Below are 16,704 nucleotides of genomic sequence, written 5' to 3' on the forward strand. Positions count from 1 at the left end.
TCAGGCCGCCTTCTCGACGTGGCCCTGGCGCGTGTAGAGGAAGTCGATCACGGCCTTGCGGTAGTGCACGTACTGGCGGTCTTCGGCGAGCTGCACGCGGTTGCGCGGGCGTTCCAGGTTGATGCTGAGCACCTCGCCGATGGTGGCCGAGGGGCCGTTGGTCATCATCACGATCTTGTCGGACAGCAGCACCGCTTCGTCCACGTCGTGCGTGACCATCACCACCGTGCTGCGCGTCTTCTGCACGATGGCCAGCAGCTCGTCCTGCAGCCGCGCGCGGGTCAGCGCGTCGAGCGCGCCGAAGGGCTCGTCCATCAGCAGCACCTTGGGCTCCATCGCCAGCGCCCGGGCGATGCCCACGCGCTGCTTCATGCCGCCGGAGATCTCGCCGGGGCGCTTGTTGGTCGCTGGCGTCAGCCCGACCAGCGCCAGCGCCGCGTCGGTGCGCGCCTTGAGCTGGGCGCGGCCCTCGGTGGCGGCGAAGACGCGCTCCACGCCCAGGAAGATGTTCTCGTAGCAGGTCAGCCAGGGCAGCAGCGAGTGGTTCTGGAACACCACCGCGCGCTCCGGGCCGGGGCCGGCGATCTCCTTGTCGGCGCACAGCAGCACGCCGTGCGTCGGCCGGGTCAGTCCGGCGATGAGGTTGAGCAAGGTCGACTTGCCGCAGCCCGAATGGCCGATCAGGGCGACGAACTCGCCCTTGGCGACCGTCAGGTGGATGTCGCGCAGGGCCTGGAAGCTGCCCTTGGGCGTCTTGAAGGTCTGCTCGACGTCCTGGATGTCGATGAATTTGCGGTCGGAGCGCAGTTCCGGGGGAGCGATCATGATTTCACCTCTTCGAACGTGAACGCGGTGGCGATCTTGATGAGCGCGAATTCCAGGATCAGGCCGACGATGCCGATTACGAAGATCGCGATGATGATGTTCTTGACGTTGAGGTTGTTCCACTCGTCCCAGACCCAGAAGCCGATGCCCACGCCGCCGGTCAGCATCTCGGCCGCGACGATCACCAGCCACGCGGTGCCCACGGCCAGGCGCACGCCGGTCAGCATGTAGGGCAGCACGGCCGGGAAGAGGATCTTGGTGATAATCTTCCACTCGCTCAGGTTGAGCACCTTGGCGACGTTCATGTAGTCGCTGGGCACGCGCTGCACGCCCACGGCGGTGTTGATGATCATCGGCCAAATCGAGCAGATGAAGATGGTCCAGATGGCGGCCGGGTTGGCGCCCTTGAACACCAGCAGGCCGATCGGCAGCCAGGCCAGCGGCGACACCGGCCGCAGCAGGCTGATGAGCGGGTTGAACATGCGCGACATGAACTCGAAGCGCCCGATGGCGAAGCCCGCCGGGATGCCCACCAGCGCGGCCAGGCCGAAGCCCAGCGCCACGCGCTGCAGCGAGGACAGCACGTTCCAGCCCACGCCCTGGTCGTTGGGGCCCTTGCTGTAGAACGGGTCGCTGAAGACCTGCACCGCCTGCAGCCAGGTCTCCCACGGCCCGGGAAAGGTGCCGGCGCTGCGCACGGCGATCAGTTCCCAGACCAGCAGAAGCGCACCGAAGCCCGCGAGCGGCGGCAGCACGCGCATCCAGAAGCCGCGCAGGTCGAGCGACCTGCGCGCCCCGGATCGGGCGGCCCTGGCGAGGGCGGGGGACGGGGTCGAAGCCCCGGAAGCGGAGGCCGGTGCCGCGGGGGCGGCATCGAGCGGAGGGTGGAAGACGGCGCTGACCATGGTGGTTCTCCTTTAAGCCTTGACCTTTAAGCCTTGACCTTGAAGCCGTCGGCGTAGGCCTGGGGGTTCCTGCCGTCCCACACCACGCCGTCCATCAACTTGCTGGTGCGCATCGTCTCCTTGGGCACCGGCGTCTTGGACGCGGCGGCGGCCTGCTTGTAGAGCTCGATCTGGTTGATCTCGGTGGCGACCTTGAGGTAGTCGGGATGCGCCTTGAGCAGTCCCCAGCGCTTGTGCTGGGTGAGGAACCACATGCCGTCGGACAGGTAGGGGAAGCCGACGGCGCCGTCGTTGTAGAACTTCATGTGGTTGGGATCGTCCCAGTTCTTGCCCAGGCCGTTGGTGTAGCGGCCCAGGATGCGCTGGTTGATGGCGTCGACGCTGGTGTTGACATAGCTCTTGTCGGCGATGGTCTCGGCCATCTTGTTCTTGTTCTGCAGGCTCGAATCGATCCAGCGGCTCGCCTCCAGGATGGCGGCGGTCACCGCGCGCGCGGTGTTCGGGTTCTTCTTCGCGAACTCGGCGGTGCAGCCCAGCACCTTCTCGGGGTGGTCCTTCCAGATGTCCTGCGTGGTGATCGCGGTGATGCCGATGCCGTCCATGATGGCGCGCTGGCCCCAGGGTTCGCCGACGCAGAAGCCGTCCATGTTGCCGATGCGCATGTTCGCCACCATCTGCGGTGGCGGCACCACGATGGACTTCACGTCCTGGACCGGATTGATGCCGTTGGCCGCCAGCCAGTAGTTCAGCCACATCGCGTGGGTGCCGGTCGGGAAGGTCTGGGCGAAGGTGTATTCGCGCTTCTCCACCGCCATCGCCTTGTTCAGGGAGGGCCCGTCGATCGCGCCCTTGTCGGCCAGCTTCTTCGACAGCGTGATCGCCTGGCCGTTGTTGTTGAGCGTCATCAGCACGGCCATGTCCTTCTTCGGGCCGGAGACGCCCAGGTGCACGCCGTAGACCAGCCCATAGAGCACGTGGGCGAAGTCGAGGTCGCCGTTGACGAGCTTGTCGCGCACGCCGGCCCAGCTCGCCTCCTTGCTCGGCACGATCTTCACGCCGTACTTCTTGTCGATCCCCAGGACCGACGCCATCACGACGCTGGCGCAGTCGGTCAGTGGAATGAAGCCGATCTTCACCTCCTCCTTTTCGGGCTTGTCCGAGCCCTGGGCGTAGACGGCGGCGCGCAGCGCGGGATCGATCGCCACGGCCCCGACGGCGGCGGCCTGCAGCAGCGTGCGGCGGCTCAATCCAGGTTTCATCGATTCGGTCATGCTGTGGAAGCTCCAGGAAAAAATGCGGAAGACGTGGTGCCAACGGAAAAGGCGTCCGCATCCCGTCGCGTCCGGCCACGCGGCCGGATGCTTGGGGATACGGACGCCTTTGTCCGATCGATGGGCGGCAGCCTTCGTTGGATGCCGTCCGGATTCGCAGGCCGTCGATGACCTGTCGTGGCATCCGATGCAAACCGCATGCCAGCTTTTCGCGGTCCGGTTGTGGTGCGGCGCACCATTCAGGGCCGCCGGGGCGGCGCGGCGGGCAGGTACTCCGCCATCGCCAGCACCGACTCGGCCACGTCGACGAGCCGGCGGTTCTGGTTCATGGCGGTCTGGCGCAGCATCTTGTGGGCGTCCTGCTCGCTCAACTGGCGATGCGCCATCAGCAGCCCCTTGGCGCGCTCGACCAGCTTGCGCTCGTTGAGCGCCGCCCGCACCGTGTCGAGTTCGTGGCTCATGGCCTGCAACCGGTCCGACTGGTCGCGCACCAGGTCCAGGATCGAGCGTTCGAGCTGCCGGCCGTAGAGCGCGGGGTTGGCGCGCTGCGGCGCGACGCTCGCGGGTGGGTGGGTCGCGTCGAAGAAGGCGTTCGACGGCGGCGACGGGCCGTCGGCCCAGCGCACCAGGAGCGTCTCGTGCGCGGCGAGTTCGGTGCGGGCGTGGGCGGTCTTGGTCTCGCACAGCCGGCGCAGGTCGTCGGCCAGGCGCTCCTCGACGGTCTGCATGGCGTCGATGCGGCGTGTGCAGCAGTCGAACCAAGCCGCGCTCAGCTCGGGGTCCAGCGCCACGCCCGGTGGCGATGCGCAGGCGATGCGGCGCAGGCGCTCGAGCTCGGCCATCTGCGCGGGCGGCAGGTTGGCCAGCCACTGGGCTTCCAGCGCCTCGCCGGCGAATTCGGCGAAGACCTCGAAGCAGCGTTCCTGCGACTCGATCAACTCGAGCCAGTCCTGCTGGCGCACGCGCTCGGTGTGTCCGGAGGCGAAGGCGACGCCGCCGCAGGCCCGCTCCTGGCCGGCGAATTCCTTGCCCTGCATGAAATTGAACATCGCCGCGAGCAGGCGCGAGATCTCCGGGTCGGTCGCGCCGTCGGCGGCCTCGAAGACCACGGCCAGCCAGCCGGCGACGAGGCGGCCGTAGGCGGCGGTGGACTCCGCCACTGGCAAGGCCAGCAGGCCGACGCGTTCGCGCAGGCCGGGCAGGGCGTCCAGGCCGGGCAGCACCCAGGCGATGCGGCTGAACAGCCGCGCGCCGTTGCGCAGGTGCGCGCCGAAGACGAACGGACGATCGGGATCGGCGTCGGGATCGATGTCACCAGCCCCGGCCGGCGCGCTGGCGGCGCCCGGCGCATCGAGCCGGTCGAGCCGCCGGCGCACCTCCTGCTCCAGCCGGAGGCTCTGCGCGACCTGCGCCTCGCGCTCGGCCACGAAGCGTTGCCCTCCGGACGCCAGCACCACGTTGGAGAGCCCGCGCTCGCGCTGCAGCGCGTGCACCAGCCGCCCGATCGCGCCGACGAGTTCGCTCGTGCGCCCGAGCTGGTCGAGTTCGTCGATCTCGCAACGCAGGGCGGCGACCAGAAAGCTCAGTCCGGATTTCATCGTGGGCGGGGCATCCAGCAACAACCGTGCCTCGCCGACGACCGCCGCCTACACTCGGCCGCATGCTGGTCCTCGGAATCGAATCCTCCTGCGACGAAACGGGCGTGGCCCTCGTCGAAACCCGCGCCGAGGCCGGCGCCGGCCTGCCGGTGCTGCTGTCCCACGCGCTGCACAGTCAGATCGCCATGCACCAGGCCTACGGCGGCGTCGTGCCCGAGCTGGCCAGTCGCGACCACATCCGTCGCGTGCTGCCGCTGGCCCGGACGGTGTTCAAGGAAGCCGGCCGGTCACTGGGCGACGTGGACGTGGTGGCGTACACGCGCGGGCCGGGCCTGGCCGGCGCGCTGCTGGTGGGGGCCGGCGTGGCCTGCGCGCTGGGCGCTGCGCTGGAGCGGCCGGTGCTCGGCGTGCATCACCTGGAGGGGCACCTGCTGTCGCCCTTCCTGAGCGCCGATGCGCCGGAATTTCCGTTCGTCGCGCTGCTCGTCTCCGGTGGTCACACGCAGCTCATGCGCGTCGACGGCGTGGGCCGCTACGCACTGCTGGGGGAAACCATCGACGACGCGGCGGGCGAGGCCTTCGACAAGTCGGCCAAGCTGATGGGGCTGCCGTATCCGGGCGGACCGTGGCTGGCCCGGCTGGCCGAGGCCGGGAATCCAGCCGCCTTCAAGCTGCCGCGACCGCTCCTGCACAGCGGGGACCTGGATTTCTCCTTCGCCGGCCTGAAGACGGCCGTGCTCACGCAGGCCAGGAAGCTCGGCGACGACCTGGAGGCGCGCAAGGCCGACCTGGCGGCATCGACCCAGGCGGCCATCGTGGAGGTGCTGCTCAAGAAGTCGCTGGCCGCGCTGGACCGGACGGGCCTGAGGCGACTGGTGGTGGCCGGTGGAGTGGGTGCCAACTCGGCCCTGCGTGCGCAACTGAACGCGGCCTGCGCGGCACGGCGCGTGCGGGTGCACTATCCCGAACTGCACCTGTGCACCGACAACGGCGCCATGATCGCCATGGCCGCGGCGATGCGGCTCCAGGCGGGGGTCCAGTCGGCCACGACCGCCTACGCCTTCGACGTCAAGCCGCGCTGGCCGCTCGACCAGGTCGCCGACGCCGTGGTCTGAGGACGGCCGGGCAGCGGCGGCGCGATCGCCTCAGAGCCGGTCTTCGGCGCCTTGTTCGGCCTGGGCGACGGTGTCCCGCACGATCCTTGGAAGCGGCAGGGTGGTGAGCATGTCGCGCCACAGCGCCGACCACACCGGCCAGTCGTGGCCCCCTTCGGCGGTGAAGACATGACCGGGTGGAAGCACGTCGGCGAGCAGTTGGTGATTGGGCGCGAACCGGTCGGCCAGACCGTGGCCGAGATAGAGCGGCGGCAACGCCACCGCCGCGTCCGGCGCCGCATAGCGCTGCAGCCAGGGCCACAGCTTGCGGTCGACTTCCTCGTCGGGCGGCGGACCCTCGGGATTCTTCCAGACCCTCAGTCCGCCGGCCTTGTGGATGTCGGCGCCGATCGGGCGGCGGCCGAGGTAGGGCGCCAGCACCACGATGCCTTCGACGAGGCCGGGATGCGCCAGTTCGTGCGTGAGGGCCCCGAAGCCACCGATCGAGATGCCGACCAGCCAGATCGACTTGTAGCCCTGGGCACGCGCGGGCGCCAGCACGTCGTGGGTCAGGCGGGGAACGAAGCTCTGATCGTAGTAGTAGGAGACGTTGGCATCGACCAGCATCACATCCGCTGCAAAATCCTGACGGCGCACACCACTGACGAATCCTTCGCGCTCGAAATCTTCCGGCTTGAGGAACGCGCCGGGCAAAAAGACCAGCAAGGTATCGGCACGATGGCCTGGCGTCAGCGCATGCAGATGTGTATCCAACGAAATTCCCCTGAATGACGGGGATCTCGCTGCCACGGGTTGTCAGCGTTATCGCGACGTCAAATTAGTAAATAAGTTCCTGTGATCGAATTGCTACAAGTGCTTTTTTACACAGGTTGCTCATTCGAACATAAAAATTACAAATAAGTGATAACTGACATGAATTTTCAAATTTTGCTGATTGCGAAATTGTAGAAAAAAGTGTTGCAATTCGATTTGATGTAAATATTCCGTTTTAAGTCGTTCAGCAGGGCGCATAACGTCTTAGTAAAAAACGTTTCAGAAATAGCGTCTGTTGCTGGGTTGGGCTACGGGTCGAGTGTCCCGCAGAAACCGGATGTATTTTTTGTGCAACACTTTTTTGCATGTCCCTGATGACCCTAGGGAACTCGGGCCGCAGCAGGCTGGTCGCGTGCCGGATTCGGGATCGTCGGACTCGGCGGCGTGACGAAATGGCTCCCTTACACTGCGCGACCTTTCGTCATCCGGTGCCAAGCCGCCCATCGGACCCGTCTCGCATGCCGCGGCGGGTGCATCTCCTGCCATGCCTCATCGTCATCCCCGCCGCCAGGCATTGAAATTCGTCGCTTCGCTCCTGCCCGCGGCACTCGCCACGGCCATCACCCCCCCCGCGATCGCCGCCGATCCGCCGACACCCATCCGGCTGGCCCTGATCGAGAGCATGAGCGGGCCGTTCGCCAACACCGGCGAGGCCGTGTTCCGGAACCTCCTGTGGGCCGTGGAGCGGGTCAACGCACGCGGCGGGGTGCCGCTGCCCGGTGGGGCGCGCCGGCTCGCGCTCGAGCGCTACGACAGCAAGGGCCAGAACGAGGAGGCCCTGTCGGCGCTGCGCGCGGCCATCGACGATGGCGCGCGCATCGTGCTGCAGGGCAATTCGTCGGCCACCGCCGCGGCGCTGATCGACGCCATCGACAAGAACAACGAACGCGATCCGGCCCGGCGCGTGCTGTTCCTGAACTACTCGGCCGTGGATCCGGTCCTCACGAACGAGCGCTGCAGCTTCTGGCACTTCCGCTTCGATGCCCATGCCGACATGCGCGTGACGGCGCTCATGCAGGTGGTCAGGGACGACGCCGCGCTCAAGCGGGTCTACCTGATCGGCCAGGACTACAGCTTCGGGCAGGCCGTGCTGCGCGAGTCGAAGCGCCAGCTCGCCGCATCGCGGCCCGACGTGCAGGTGGTCGGCGAGGAGTTGCACCCGCTCGGGCGCGTCAAGGATTTCTCACCCTACGCCAGCAAGATCATCGCCAGCGGCGCGCAGGCGGTGGTCACCGGCAATTGGGGCAACGACCTGACGCTGCTGGTCAAGGCGGCGCGCGAAGCCGGCTTCGGCGGCACCTTCTATACGTTCTATGGCAACGCGCTGGGCGCGCCGGCCGCGATCGGCGAGGCCGGCATCGGTCGCGTGGTCGCGGTGGCCGACTGGCTGCCCAACGTGCAGACCGCACCGTCGGAGGCGTTCTACCAGGCGTTCCGCGCGCGCTTTCCCAAGCCCTCCGACGACTACGTGCACATGCGCATGCAGTTGCTGGTGGAAGCGCTGGCGCAGGCGATCGGCAGCGCCGGCAGCCTCGACGCCGTGGCGGTGGCGCGGGCGCTGGAACGCGCCGACGTGACGCTCGCCGGTCAGCGCGGACGCATGCGCGCGGCGGACCACCAGTTCCAGCAGACGCTGGTCGTCGGCGTGATGGAACGCCAGGGCGTCGAGGGGGTGCGTTTCGACGTCGAGGGCTCGGGGTACGGCTTCCGTGTCGTGAAGACGGTGGCCGCCGAGCGCGCGGAAATGCCCACGACCTGCCGCATGCAGCGGCCCTGAGTCCGCTTTCGTTCCTTCAACCCCCGCACCGGAAGAGGCGGGTCGCAGAAACCGCCAGGAAATCCCGCCATGCGCCAGACCATCCACGACCTCCAGGCCTCCAAGATCCGCGAAGTCGCCAACGCCGGCCTGGGCCGCGACGATGTGCTCGCCTTCTGGTTCGGCGAAAGCGACGAGGTCACGCCCGAGCCGGTGCGCCGGGCCGCGATCGATTCGCTGCAGCGTGGTGAAACCTTCTATGCCCACAACCTGGGACTTCCGGCGCTCCGCTCGGCCGTGGCGCGCTACACCAGCGCCCTGCACCTTGAGGTGGACGCATCCCGCATCGCCATCACCTCCGGCGGCGTGAACGCGCTGATGCTGGCGGTCCAGGCCCTGGTCGACGCGGGCGACGAGGTGGTGGCCATCACGCCGGTCTGGCCGAACCTGATCGCCCAGCCGGCCATCATGGGCGCCCATGTGCGCTGCGTGCCGCTGCGCCCGCTCGGCGGTGCCTGGACGCTGGACCTCGACGCGTTGCGAGACGCCGTCACGGCGCGCACCCGGCTGCTCATCGTGAACGCGCCCAACAACCCCACCGGCTGGACGCTCGCGCGCGACGAACAGCGGGCCATCCTCGACCATTGCCGCGCCACCGGCACCTGGATCCTGGCCGACGAGGTCTACGAGCGGCTGTACTTCGAGCCGACGACCAACGGCTGCGCGCCCAGCTTCCTCGACCTCGCCGAGCCCGAAGACCGGCTCGTCGTCGCCCACAGCTTCTCCAAGAGCTTCCTGATGACCGGCTGGCGTCTGGGGTGGCTGGTGATGCCGCCCTCGCTCATCGAGGGAATCGGCAAGCTGATCGAGTTCAACACCTCGTGCGCGAGCGTCTTCACCCAGCGTGCCGGCATCGCCGCGCTGGCCCATGGCGAGGACATCACGCCGCGGGTCGTCGCCCACCTCAAGCACTGCCGCGACGTCCTGGTGCCGCTGCTCGCCGAACTGCCCGGCGTGGAGGTGGCGCCAGCGCGTGGCGGCATGTACGCCTTCTTCCGTCTGGAGGGCTGTGCCGATTCGCTCGAGGTCGCCAAACGACTGGTCGCCGAGGCCGGCCTGGGGCTCGCCCCGGGCAACGCCTTCGGCGCCGAGGCGCAGGGCTGGCTGCGCTGGTGCTTCGCTTCCCGGGACCCGCAGCGCCTCGTGCAGGGGGCCGAGCGCCTCGGGACCTGGTTGAAGGCCCGATGAGGGCAGGCGAGCTATAATCCAAAGGCTTTGCATGCCGCGAGGCGCACGGTGAATGCAGTTCCAGCGCACACCGCAAGTCAAACATCCCGGAACAGGAAACACACACATGATCGCAGCCTCCATCAAGGCCGAAGTCGTCAAGGACAACGCCCGCGCCGCCAACGACACCGGCAGCCCCGAAGTCCAGGTCGCACTGCTGACCGCACGCATCAACGAACTCACTCCCCACTTCAAGACGCATGCCAAGGACCATCACGGTCGTCGTGGCCTGCTGCGCATGGTGAGCCGTCGTCGCAAGCTCCTCGACTACCTCAAGTCCAAGGATGCCGACCGCTACACCGCACTGATCGCGAAGCTGGGTCTGCGCAAGTAATCCGGTCCGCACGCAAGAAACGCCTGGGTTAGTCCGCTAGCTCAGGCGTTTTTTACTTCGCGAACCGCAATGGATCGTCAATGCCGGAATGCCGCACAGAGCGAAGCTGTGTCATTCCACCGAAGTTCCGGTGCCCTCGGGCGATGCGAATTTCGCTGGAATGGCATCGTGTTCTGAAAGCGTTCCGATTTCCCCGGCGGGAGCCGTCCGGCGCAGTCTGTCGCTGCGAAGGCCGGGTCTTCCGCCCTCAAAACAGGAGCTAACACATGAGCCTTTTCAACAAAGTCACCAAGTCGTTCCAGTGGGGCGGCAAGACCGTCGTCCTCGAAACCGGTGAGATCGCCCGCCAGGCCAGCGGTGCCGTCGTCGTCGACATCGAAGGCACCGTGGTGCTGGCGACCGTGGTCGCCTCCAAGTCGGCCAAGCCCGGCCAGGATTTCTTTCCGCTGACCGTCGACTACATCGAGAAGACCTACGCCGCGGGCAAGATTCCCGGCAGCTTCTTCAAGCGCGAAGCCAAGCCCAGCGAGCACGAGACGCTCACCAGCCGTCTGATCGACCGTCCGATCCGCCCGCTGTTCCCCGAGGGCTTCCTCAACGAAGTGCACGTGGTCATCCACACGCTGTCGCTCAATCCCGAGGTCGACGCCGACATCGCCGCCATGATCGGTGTCTCGGCCGCTCTTTCGATTTCCGGCATCCCGTTCAGCGGCCCGATTGGCGCGGCCCGTGTCGGCTACATCAATGGCGAATACGTCCTGAACCCGGGTCAGACGGCCCGCAAGGATTCGCAGATGGACCTGGTCGTCGCCGGCACCGAATCGGCGGTGCTGATGGTCGAGTCCGAAGCCCTGCAGCTGAGCGAGGAGATCATGCTCGGCGGCGTGGTGTTCGGCCACGAGCAGTCGGCCGTCGCCATCAACGCCATCCATGAACTGGTGCGCGATGCCGGCAAGCCGGTGTGGGACTGGCAGGCCCCGGCCGAAGACGAAGCCTTCGTCGCCAAGGTCAACGGCCTGGCCGAGGAGAAACTGCGCGCGGTCTACCAGATCCGCAGCAAGCAGGCCCGCACGCAGGCGCTGCGCGAAGCCAACGCCGGCGTGATGGCGGCCCTCAAGGAAAGCGGCGAACCCTTCGACGCCGGCAAGGTCGGCGATTTGCTGTTCGCGATCGAGAGCCGCATCGTGCGCAGCCAGATCCTCGAAGGCGAGCCGCGCATCGACGGCCGCGACACGCGCACCGTGCGCCCGATCGAGATCCGCAGCTCGGTGCTGCCGCGCACCCACGGCTCGGCGCTCTTCACGCGCGGCGAGACGCAGGCGCTGGTGGTCACCACGCTGGGCACCGAGCGCGACGCACAGCGCATCGACGCCCTGTCGGGCGACTACGAGGACCGCTTCCTGTTCCACTACAACATGCCTCCCTTCGCCACCGGTGAAGTCGGCCGCATGGGGTCCACCAAGCGCCGCGAGATCGGCCACGGCCGTCTGGCCAAGCGCGCGCTCGTCGCCGTGCTGCCGAGCAAGGAAGACTTTCCCTACACCGTGCGCGTGGTCTCGGAGATCACGGAATCGAACGGTTCCTCGTCGATGGCCTCGGTCTGCGGCGGCTGCCTGTCGCTGATGGACGCCGGCGTGCCCGTGAAGGCGCACGTGGCCGGCATCGCCATGGGCCTGATCAAGGAAGGCAACCGCTTCGCGGTGCTGACCGACATCCTGGGCGACGAGGACCACCTGGGCGACATGGACTTCAAGGTGGCCGGAACGACCGCCGGCATCACCGCGCTGCAGATGGACATCAAGATCCAGGGCATCACCAAGGAGATCATGCAGGTCGCCCTGGCGCAGGCCAAGGAAGCACGCGTGCACATCCTGGGCAAGATGCAGGAAGCGCAGGGCTCGGCCAATGTCGAGGTGTCGCAGTTCGCGCCCCGCATGACCACGCTCAAGATCAACCCCGAGAAGATCCGCGACGTGATCGGCAAGGGCGGCGCGGTCATCCGCGGCCTGCAGGAGGAGACCGGCACGACGATCAACATCGACGAGGACGGCACCATCACCATCGCCTCGACCGATCCGGAAAAGGCCGAGATCGCCAAGAAGCGCATCGAGCAGATCACCGCCGAGGTCGAGATCGGCAAGGTCTACGAAGGCGCGGTCACCAAGATCCTGGACTTCGGCGCCCTGATCAATCTGCTGCCGGGCAAGGACGGCCTGCTGCACATCAGCCAGATCGCCCATGAGCGCGTCGAACGCGTGCAGGACTACCTGACCGAAGGCCAGATCGTCAAGGTCAAGGTCCTGGAGACCGACGAAAAGGGCCGCGTCAAGCTGTCGCTCAAGGCCCTGACGGAGCGTCCGGCGGGCATGGAGTTCCAGGAACGCGCGCCGCGCGAGGACCGCGGCGGCGAGCGTCGCGAGCGCTCCGACCGGGGTGACCGCAACGACCGTGGCGATCGTGCGCCGCGCGGTGAGCGCTCCCCCCGTTTCGATCAGGGCAGCCAAGGTGGCCAGGAGCGTGGCGGTGAACAGCAGCCGCAGCCGCAACATGCGCTCTACCCGGAACAGGCGCAGGTCGAGATGCAGCAGCGTCCTGCATCGCCGGACGCTCTGCGCGGCGACCGGAACGAACCGCAAACCTGATCCGTACCGGCGGGCTCCGTCCCGTCGTGCGGATCGCGCGGTGCGCCGTCCCGCAGGGCGCCGCATTCTGGAGAATCCATGAAAGCCATTGAAATCACGACTTTCGGCGCGCCCGAGGTCCTGCGCGTTGCCGATCGGCCCGATCCGGTCGCCGGCCCGGGCGAATTGCTGATTCGCGTGGCGGCCAGCGGGGTCAACCGCCCCGACGTGTTGCAGCGCACCGGCAACTACCCGGTGCCGCCCGGCGCCTCCGACCTGCCCGGCCTGGAGGTCGCGGGCGAGGTCGTCTCGGGCGACGCCCAGGCGTTGGCTGCGGCCGGCCTGGCGATTGGCGACCATGTCTGCGCGCTCGTTGCCGGAGGGGGCTACGCGCAGTTGTGCGTGGCTCCCGTCGCGCAGTGCCTGCCCGTGCCTCGCGGCTGGAGCGACGTCGAGGCGGCCACGCTGCCCGAGACCTTCTTCACCGTCTGGAGCAACGTCTTCATGCGGGGTCGCCTGCAGAAGGGCGAGACGCTGCTCGTCCAGGGCGGCTCGAGCGGCATCGGCGTGACGGCCATCCAGCTGGGCAAGGCCATGGGCGCGACGGTCATCGTCACGGCCGGCAGCGACGACAAGTGCGAGGCCTGCAAGACCTTCGGCGCCGACCATGCCATCAACTACAAGACGTCGGACTTCGTCGAGGAGGTCAAGCGCCTGACCGGTGGCAAGGGTGCCGACGTGGTACTCGACATGGTCGCCGGCAGTTACGTGGCGCGCGAGATCGAGTGCCTGGCCGACGACGGACGCATCGTCATCATCGCCGTGCAGGGCGGTGCCAAGAGCGAGGTCAACGTCGCCCAGGTGCTGCGCCGGCGACTGACCATCACCGGTTCGACCTTGCGGCCCCGGCCGGTGGCCTTCAAGGGCGAGATCGCCCGCGCGCTGCGCGAGACGGTCTGGCCCCTGCTCGAGAACGGCACCGTCAAGCACGCGATCCACAGCAGTTTCGCCGCGATCGGCGACGCGCAGGGCGGCACCAGCGGTGCCGCACAGGCCCATACCCTCATGGAATCGAACCAGCACATCGGCAAGATCGTGCTGACCTGGTGAACCTTCGGAGCAACATCGAGATGACGAACAGGAAGCTGATCGCGGGCAACTGGAAGATGAACGGCAGCCTGGCGGCCAACGAGGCCCTGGTAAATGCCCTGCGCCGCGACATCGGCGCGCCGGCATGCGATGTCGCGCTGTGCGTGCCGTCGCCCTACCTGGCGCAGGTGCAGGCGCTGGTGGCGGGGTCTCCGCTCGCCCTGGGTGCGCAGGACATCTCGGCCCGCCCGCATGGGGCCTTCACGGGAGAGAAGTCGGCTTCCATGCTGAAGGAGTTCGGGGTGCGCTATGCGATCGTGGGGCATTCGGAGCGCCGCGAATACCACCGCGAGGCCGACGACCACGTGGCCGCGAAGGCGGGAGCTGCCCTGGGGGCCGGCATCACGCCGATCGTGTGCGTGGGTGAGACGTTGGCCGAGCGCGAAGCAGGGCAAACCGAGGAGGTCGTGAAGCGTCAGCTCGCCGCCGTCATCCATGCCAACGGCCACTGCATCAGCGAGATCGTCGTCGCCTACGAGCCGATCTGGGCCATCGGCACCGGCAGGACGGCGACGCCGGAGCAGGCGCAGTCGGTGCATGCCGTGCTGCGCGCGCAACTGCATCACGCCGCCAGCGACCATGCGGCCGGCATCCGCATCCTCTATGGCGGCAGCATGAACGCCGCCAACGCCGCCGAACTGCTGGCGCAGCCCGACATCGACGGGGGGCTCATCGGCGGTGCTTCGCTCAAGGCGCCGGATTTTCTGAAGATCATCGCTGCCGCCGGCTGAGCAGCGGCGGTCGTTTCAACAAGGAGTAATAACAATGAACGTGGTTCTCAACATTCTGGTGGGCGTGCAGATGCTCACCGCCCTGGTGATGATCGGCTTGATCCTGGTCCAGCACGGCAAGGGCGCCGACATGGGCGCGGCGTTCGGCAGCGGCAGTGCCGGCAGCTTGTTCGGCGCGAGCGGAAGCGCCAATTTCCTGTCGCGCACGACGGCGGTGCTCGCGGCCGTCTTCTTCGTCACCACCCTGCTGCTGGCCTACTTCAGCCACAGCGGTCCAGTGGGAGGAGGCAGCCTGCTGGAACGGGCGACGACCGGCGTACCGATCCCGGCCGTCGCGCCGGCTTCGGCGCCCGTACCGTCCGGCACCGCATCGCAGATTCCGTCGGGCAATCCGGCACCGGCTGCGCCGGCGGCACCCGCCGTCCAAGCCGTTCCAACGCCGGCGCCGGCCGCTCCGGCGCCGGGCACCGGGCCTGCACAATAATCTCTCTTGTTCCTTTCATCCGTGTGGCAAACCGGATGCGTTTCAGGGTAAACTCGTAAGCTGTCCGGAAAGCCAAAAACTCTTGGGTTCCTCATGCCATCCGAACAGTCAGAACCGCGGTCGTGGTGAAATTGGTAGACACGCTATCTTGAGGGGGTAGTGGCGAAAGCTGTGCGAGTTCGAGTCTCGCCGACCGCACCAAATCTCACCGCCAGACGTCAGCAGAGCAGCTGACCTCTGGCGGTGGCAAGCGGTGATAGAACAACGATGAACCTCGATTCCTACCTCCCCGTCCTGTTGTTCATCCTGGTCGGTATCGGGGTCGGCATCGCCCCCCAGGCGCTTGGCTATTTGCTCGGCCCCAATCGCCCGGACGCAGCCAAGAATTCCCCTTACGAGTGTGGTTTCGAAGCGTTCGAGAACGCGCGAATGCAGTTCGACGTTCGTTACTATCTCGTTGCGATCCTTTTCATTCTTTTCGATCTGGAAATCGCCTTTCTTTTCCCTTGGGCCGTGGCGTTCACCGAACTCACCGCGCAGGGCGCCACCGCGTTCTGGGCGGTGGTGATCTTCCTGACGATCCTGGTCGTGGGCTTCGTCTACGAGTGGAAAAAGGGCGCGCTCGATTGGGAATAGGAAATGCCTGCGCGGCGAGCACACGCCGCACCCACGAAGATACAAGGTACAGCCATGGCCATTGAAGGCGTTTTCAAAGAAGGTTTCGTCACCACGTCGTACGACTCCGTGGTGAACTGGGCGAAGACCGGTTCGCTGTGGCCCATGACCTTCGGTCTGGCCTGCTGCGCGGTAGAGATGATGCATGCCGCTGCTGCGCGATACGACATCGGGCGTTTCGGTGCCGAAGTCTTTCGCGCCAGCCCCCGCCAGTCCGACCTCATGATCGTCGCTGGCACGCTGTGCAACAAGATGGCCCCCGCGCTGCGCAAGGTCTATGACCAGATGGCGGAGCCACGCTGGGTGCTGTCGATGGGCTCATGCGCCAATGGGGGTGGTTACTACCACTACAGTTATTCGGTGGTGCGCGGTTGCGACCGCGTCGTGCCGGTGGATGTGTACGTGCCCGGCTGTCCGCCGACGGCCGAGGCGCTCATCTACGGGATCATCCAGCTGCAGCAGAAGGTGCGGCGTACCAACACCATCGCGCGCGCGTGAGGACCTCGCACCCATGACAGCTTTTGCGATCGATTCGGCCGACCTTCAGAAATCCGTCGAGCGCGCGCTCGGCGACAAGCTCAAGAGTGCCACGGTGGCCCTGGGCGAGTTGACGCTGGTCGTCAAGGCGGCGGACTATTTGGACGCCATGCGCCTGCTGCGCGATGCGCCGGACTGCAGGTTCGAGCAACTCATGGACCTTTGCGGGGTCGATTATTCGGCCTATCGCGACAGCGTCTGGGAAGGTTTGCGGTATTGCGTGGTGGTGCACCTTCTGTCGGTGGATTTCAATCAGCGCGTGCGCGTCAAGGTGTTCTGTCCCGACGACGATTTCCCGGTGTTGCCGTCGGTCATGCACCTCTGGAGCTCGGCCAACTGGTTCGAGCGCGAGGCCTTCGATCTCTTCGGCATCGTGTTCGAAGGTCACGAGGACCTGCGCCGCATCCTGACCGACTACGGTTTCATCGGCCATCCTTTCCGCAAGGATTTCCCGCTCACCGGCAATGTCGAGATGCGCTACGACGAGGACCTCAAGCGGGTCGTCTACCAGTCCGTGACCATCGAGTCCCGCGAAGTCACGCCGCGCATCATCCGCGAGGAAAATTACGGGGGACCCGCATCCCGGGTCTTGCCCCGGTGATT

The 16,704-nt window shown here is 66.9% G+C and carries 16 protein-coding genes and 1 tRNA gene; 12 read left to right on the top strand and 5 right to left on the bottom strand.

Annotated features, from left to right (window positions below):
• The 4 genes from NF681_08845 to NF681_08860 all read right to left on the bottom strand — a co-directional run bounded on the left by NF681_08845 (nt 1) and on the right by NF681_08860 (nt 4,599).
• Nucleotides 1–825, bottom strand: coding sequence for an ABC transporter ATP-binding protein (locus tag NF681_08845; protein UST55261.1), 825 nt, complete (start codon nt 823–825; stop codon nt 1–3).
• A complete protein-coding gene (gene ntrB / locus NF681_08850; protein ID UST55262.1) occupies nt 822–1,730 on the bottom strand; it encodes a nitrate ABC transporter permease in 909 nt (302 codons plus the stop codon). The genes NF681_08845 and ntrB overlap by 4 nt, the downstream gene beginning before the upstream one ends.
• 26 nt (nt 1,731–1,756) lie before the next feature.
• The gene (locus NF681_08855; GenBank protein ID UST55263.1) at nt 1,757–3,001 is read right to left on the bottom strand and encodes an ABC transporter substrate-binding protein; all 1,245 of its coding nucleotides are present in this window, start codon (nt 2,999–3,001) and stop codon (nt 1,757–1,759) included.
• A gap of 239 nt (nt 3,002–3,240) precedes the next feature.
• Nucleotides 3,241–4,599 (bottom strand): nitrate- and nitrite sensing domain-containing protein, encoded by a 1,359-nt coding sequence (locus tag NF681_08860; protein ID UST55264.1) that lies wholly within the window; start codon nt 4,597–4,599, stop codon nt 3,241–3,243.
• Nucleotides 4,600–4,661: 62 nt separating this feature from the next.
• Between NF681_08860 and tsaD the strand changes: the two genes are divergently transcribed.
• Entirely contained in the window at nt 4,662–5,714 is a 1,053-nt protein-coding gene (gene tsaD, locus NF681_08865; protein UST55265.1) for a tRNA (adenosine(37)-N6)-threonylcarbamoyltransferase complex transferase subunit TsaD, read from the top strand.
• A gap of 30 nt (nt 5,715–5,744) precedes the next feature.
• Here the strand turns inward: tsaD and NF681_08870 are convergent, their stop codons facing one another.
• On the bottom strand, nt 5,745–6,503 hold the full coding sequence (locus NF681_08870) for an esterase family protein (GenBank protein UST55266.1): 759 nt from the start codon (nt 6,501–6,503) through the stop codon (nt 5,745–5,747).
• A gap of 508 nt (nt 6,504–7,011) precedes the next feature.
• Between NF681_08870 and NF681_08875 the strand changes: the two genes are divergently transcribed.
• From NF681_08875 to NF681_08925, 11 genes are all read left to right on the top strand, one after another.
• Complete coding sequence (locus NF681_08875; GenBank protein UST55267.1) at nt 7,012–8,304, top strand: branched-chain amino acid ABC transporter substrate-binding protein; 1,293 nt, start codon at nt 7,012–7,014, stop codon at nt 8,302–8,304.
• A gap of 69 nt (nt 8,305–8,373) precedes the next feature.
• Nucleotides 8,374–9,531: a pyridoxal phosphate-dependent aminotransferase gene (locus tag NF681_08880; protein UST55268.1), complete on the top strand. Its 1,158-nt coding sequence runs from the start codon at nt 8,374–8,376 to the stop codon at nt 9,529–9,531.
• Nucleotides 9,532–9,637: 106 nt separating this feature from the next.
• Nucleotides 9,638–9,904, top strand: coding sequence for a 30S ribosomal protein S15 (gene rpsO, locus NF681_08885; GenBank protein UST55269.1), 267 nt, complete (start codon nt 9,638–9,640; stop codon nt 9,902–9,904).
• A 266-nt stretch (nt 9,905–10,170) separates the two neighbouring features.
• Complete coding sequence (gene pnp, locus NF681_08890; protein UST55270.1) at nt 10,171–12,546, top strand: polyribonucleotide nucleotidyltransferase; 2,376 nt, start codon at nt 10,171–10,173, stop codon at nt 12,544–12,546.
• Between the two features lie 78 nt (nt 12,547–12,624).
• Nucleotides 12,625–13,635, top strand: a complete 1,011-nt coding sequence (locus NF681_08895; GenBank protein UST55271.1) for an NAD(P)H-quinone oxidoreductase — start codon at nt 12,625–12,627, stop codon at nt 13,633–13,635.
• A gap of 20 nt (nt 13,636–13,655) precedes the next feature.
• The gene (gene tpiA, locus NF681_08900) at nt 13,656–14,405 is read left to right on the top strand and encodes a triose-phosphate isomerase (GenBank protein ID UST55272.1); all 750 of its coding nucleotides are present in this window, start codon (nt 13,656–13,658) and stop codon (nt 14,403–14,405) included.
• 34 nt (nt 14,406–14,439) lie between these two features.
• Entirely contained in the window at nt 14,440–14,889 is a 450-nt protein-coding gene (secG, locus tag NF681_08905) for a preprotein translocase subunit SecG (protein UST55273.1), read from the top strand.
• A gap of 116 nt (nt 14,890–15,005) precedes the next feature.
• Nucleotides 15,006–15,090, top strand: a tRNA-Leu gene (locus NF681_08910).
• Nucleotides 15,091–15,156: 66 nt separating this feature from the next.
• Entirely contained in the window at nt 15,157–15,525 is a 369-nt protein-coding gene (locus tag NF681_08915) for an NADH-quinone oxidoreductase subunit A (protein UST55274.1), read from the top strand.
• A gap of 54 nt (nt 15,526–15,579) precedes the next feature.
• A complete protein-coding gene (locus NF681_08920; protein ID UST55275.1) occupies nt 15,580–16,062 on the top strand; it encodes an NADH-quinone oxidoreductase subunit B in 483 nt (160 codons plus the stop codon).
• Nucleotides 16,063–16,075: 13 nt separating this feature from the next.
• Nucleotides 16,076–16,702: an NADH-quinone oxidoreductase subunit C gene (locus tag NF681_08925; GenBank protein UST55276.1), complete on the top strand. Its 627-nt coding sequence runs from the start codon at nt 16,076–16,078 to the stop codon at nt 16,700–16,702.
• The last annotated feature ends 2 nt before the right edge of the window (nt 16,703–16,704 follow it).

The sequence above is a fragment of the Comamonadaceae bacterium OTU4NAUVB1 genome (genome assembly GCA_024372625.1).
Classification (GTDB): domain Bacteria; phylum Pseudomonadota; class Gammaproteobacteria; order Burkholderiales; family Burkholderiaceae_C; genus Variovorax.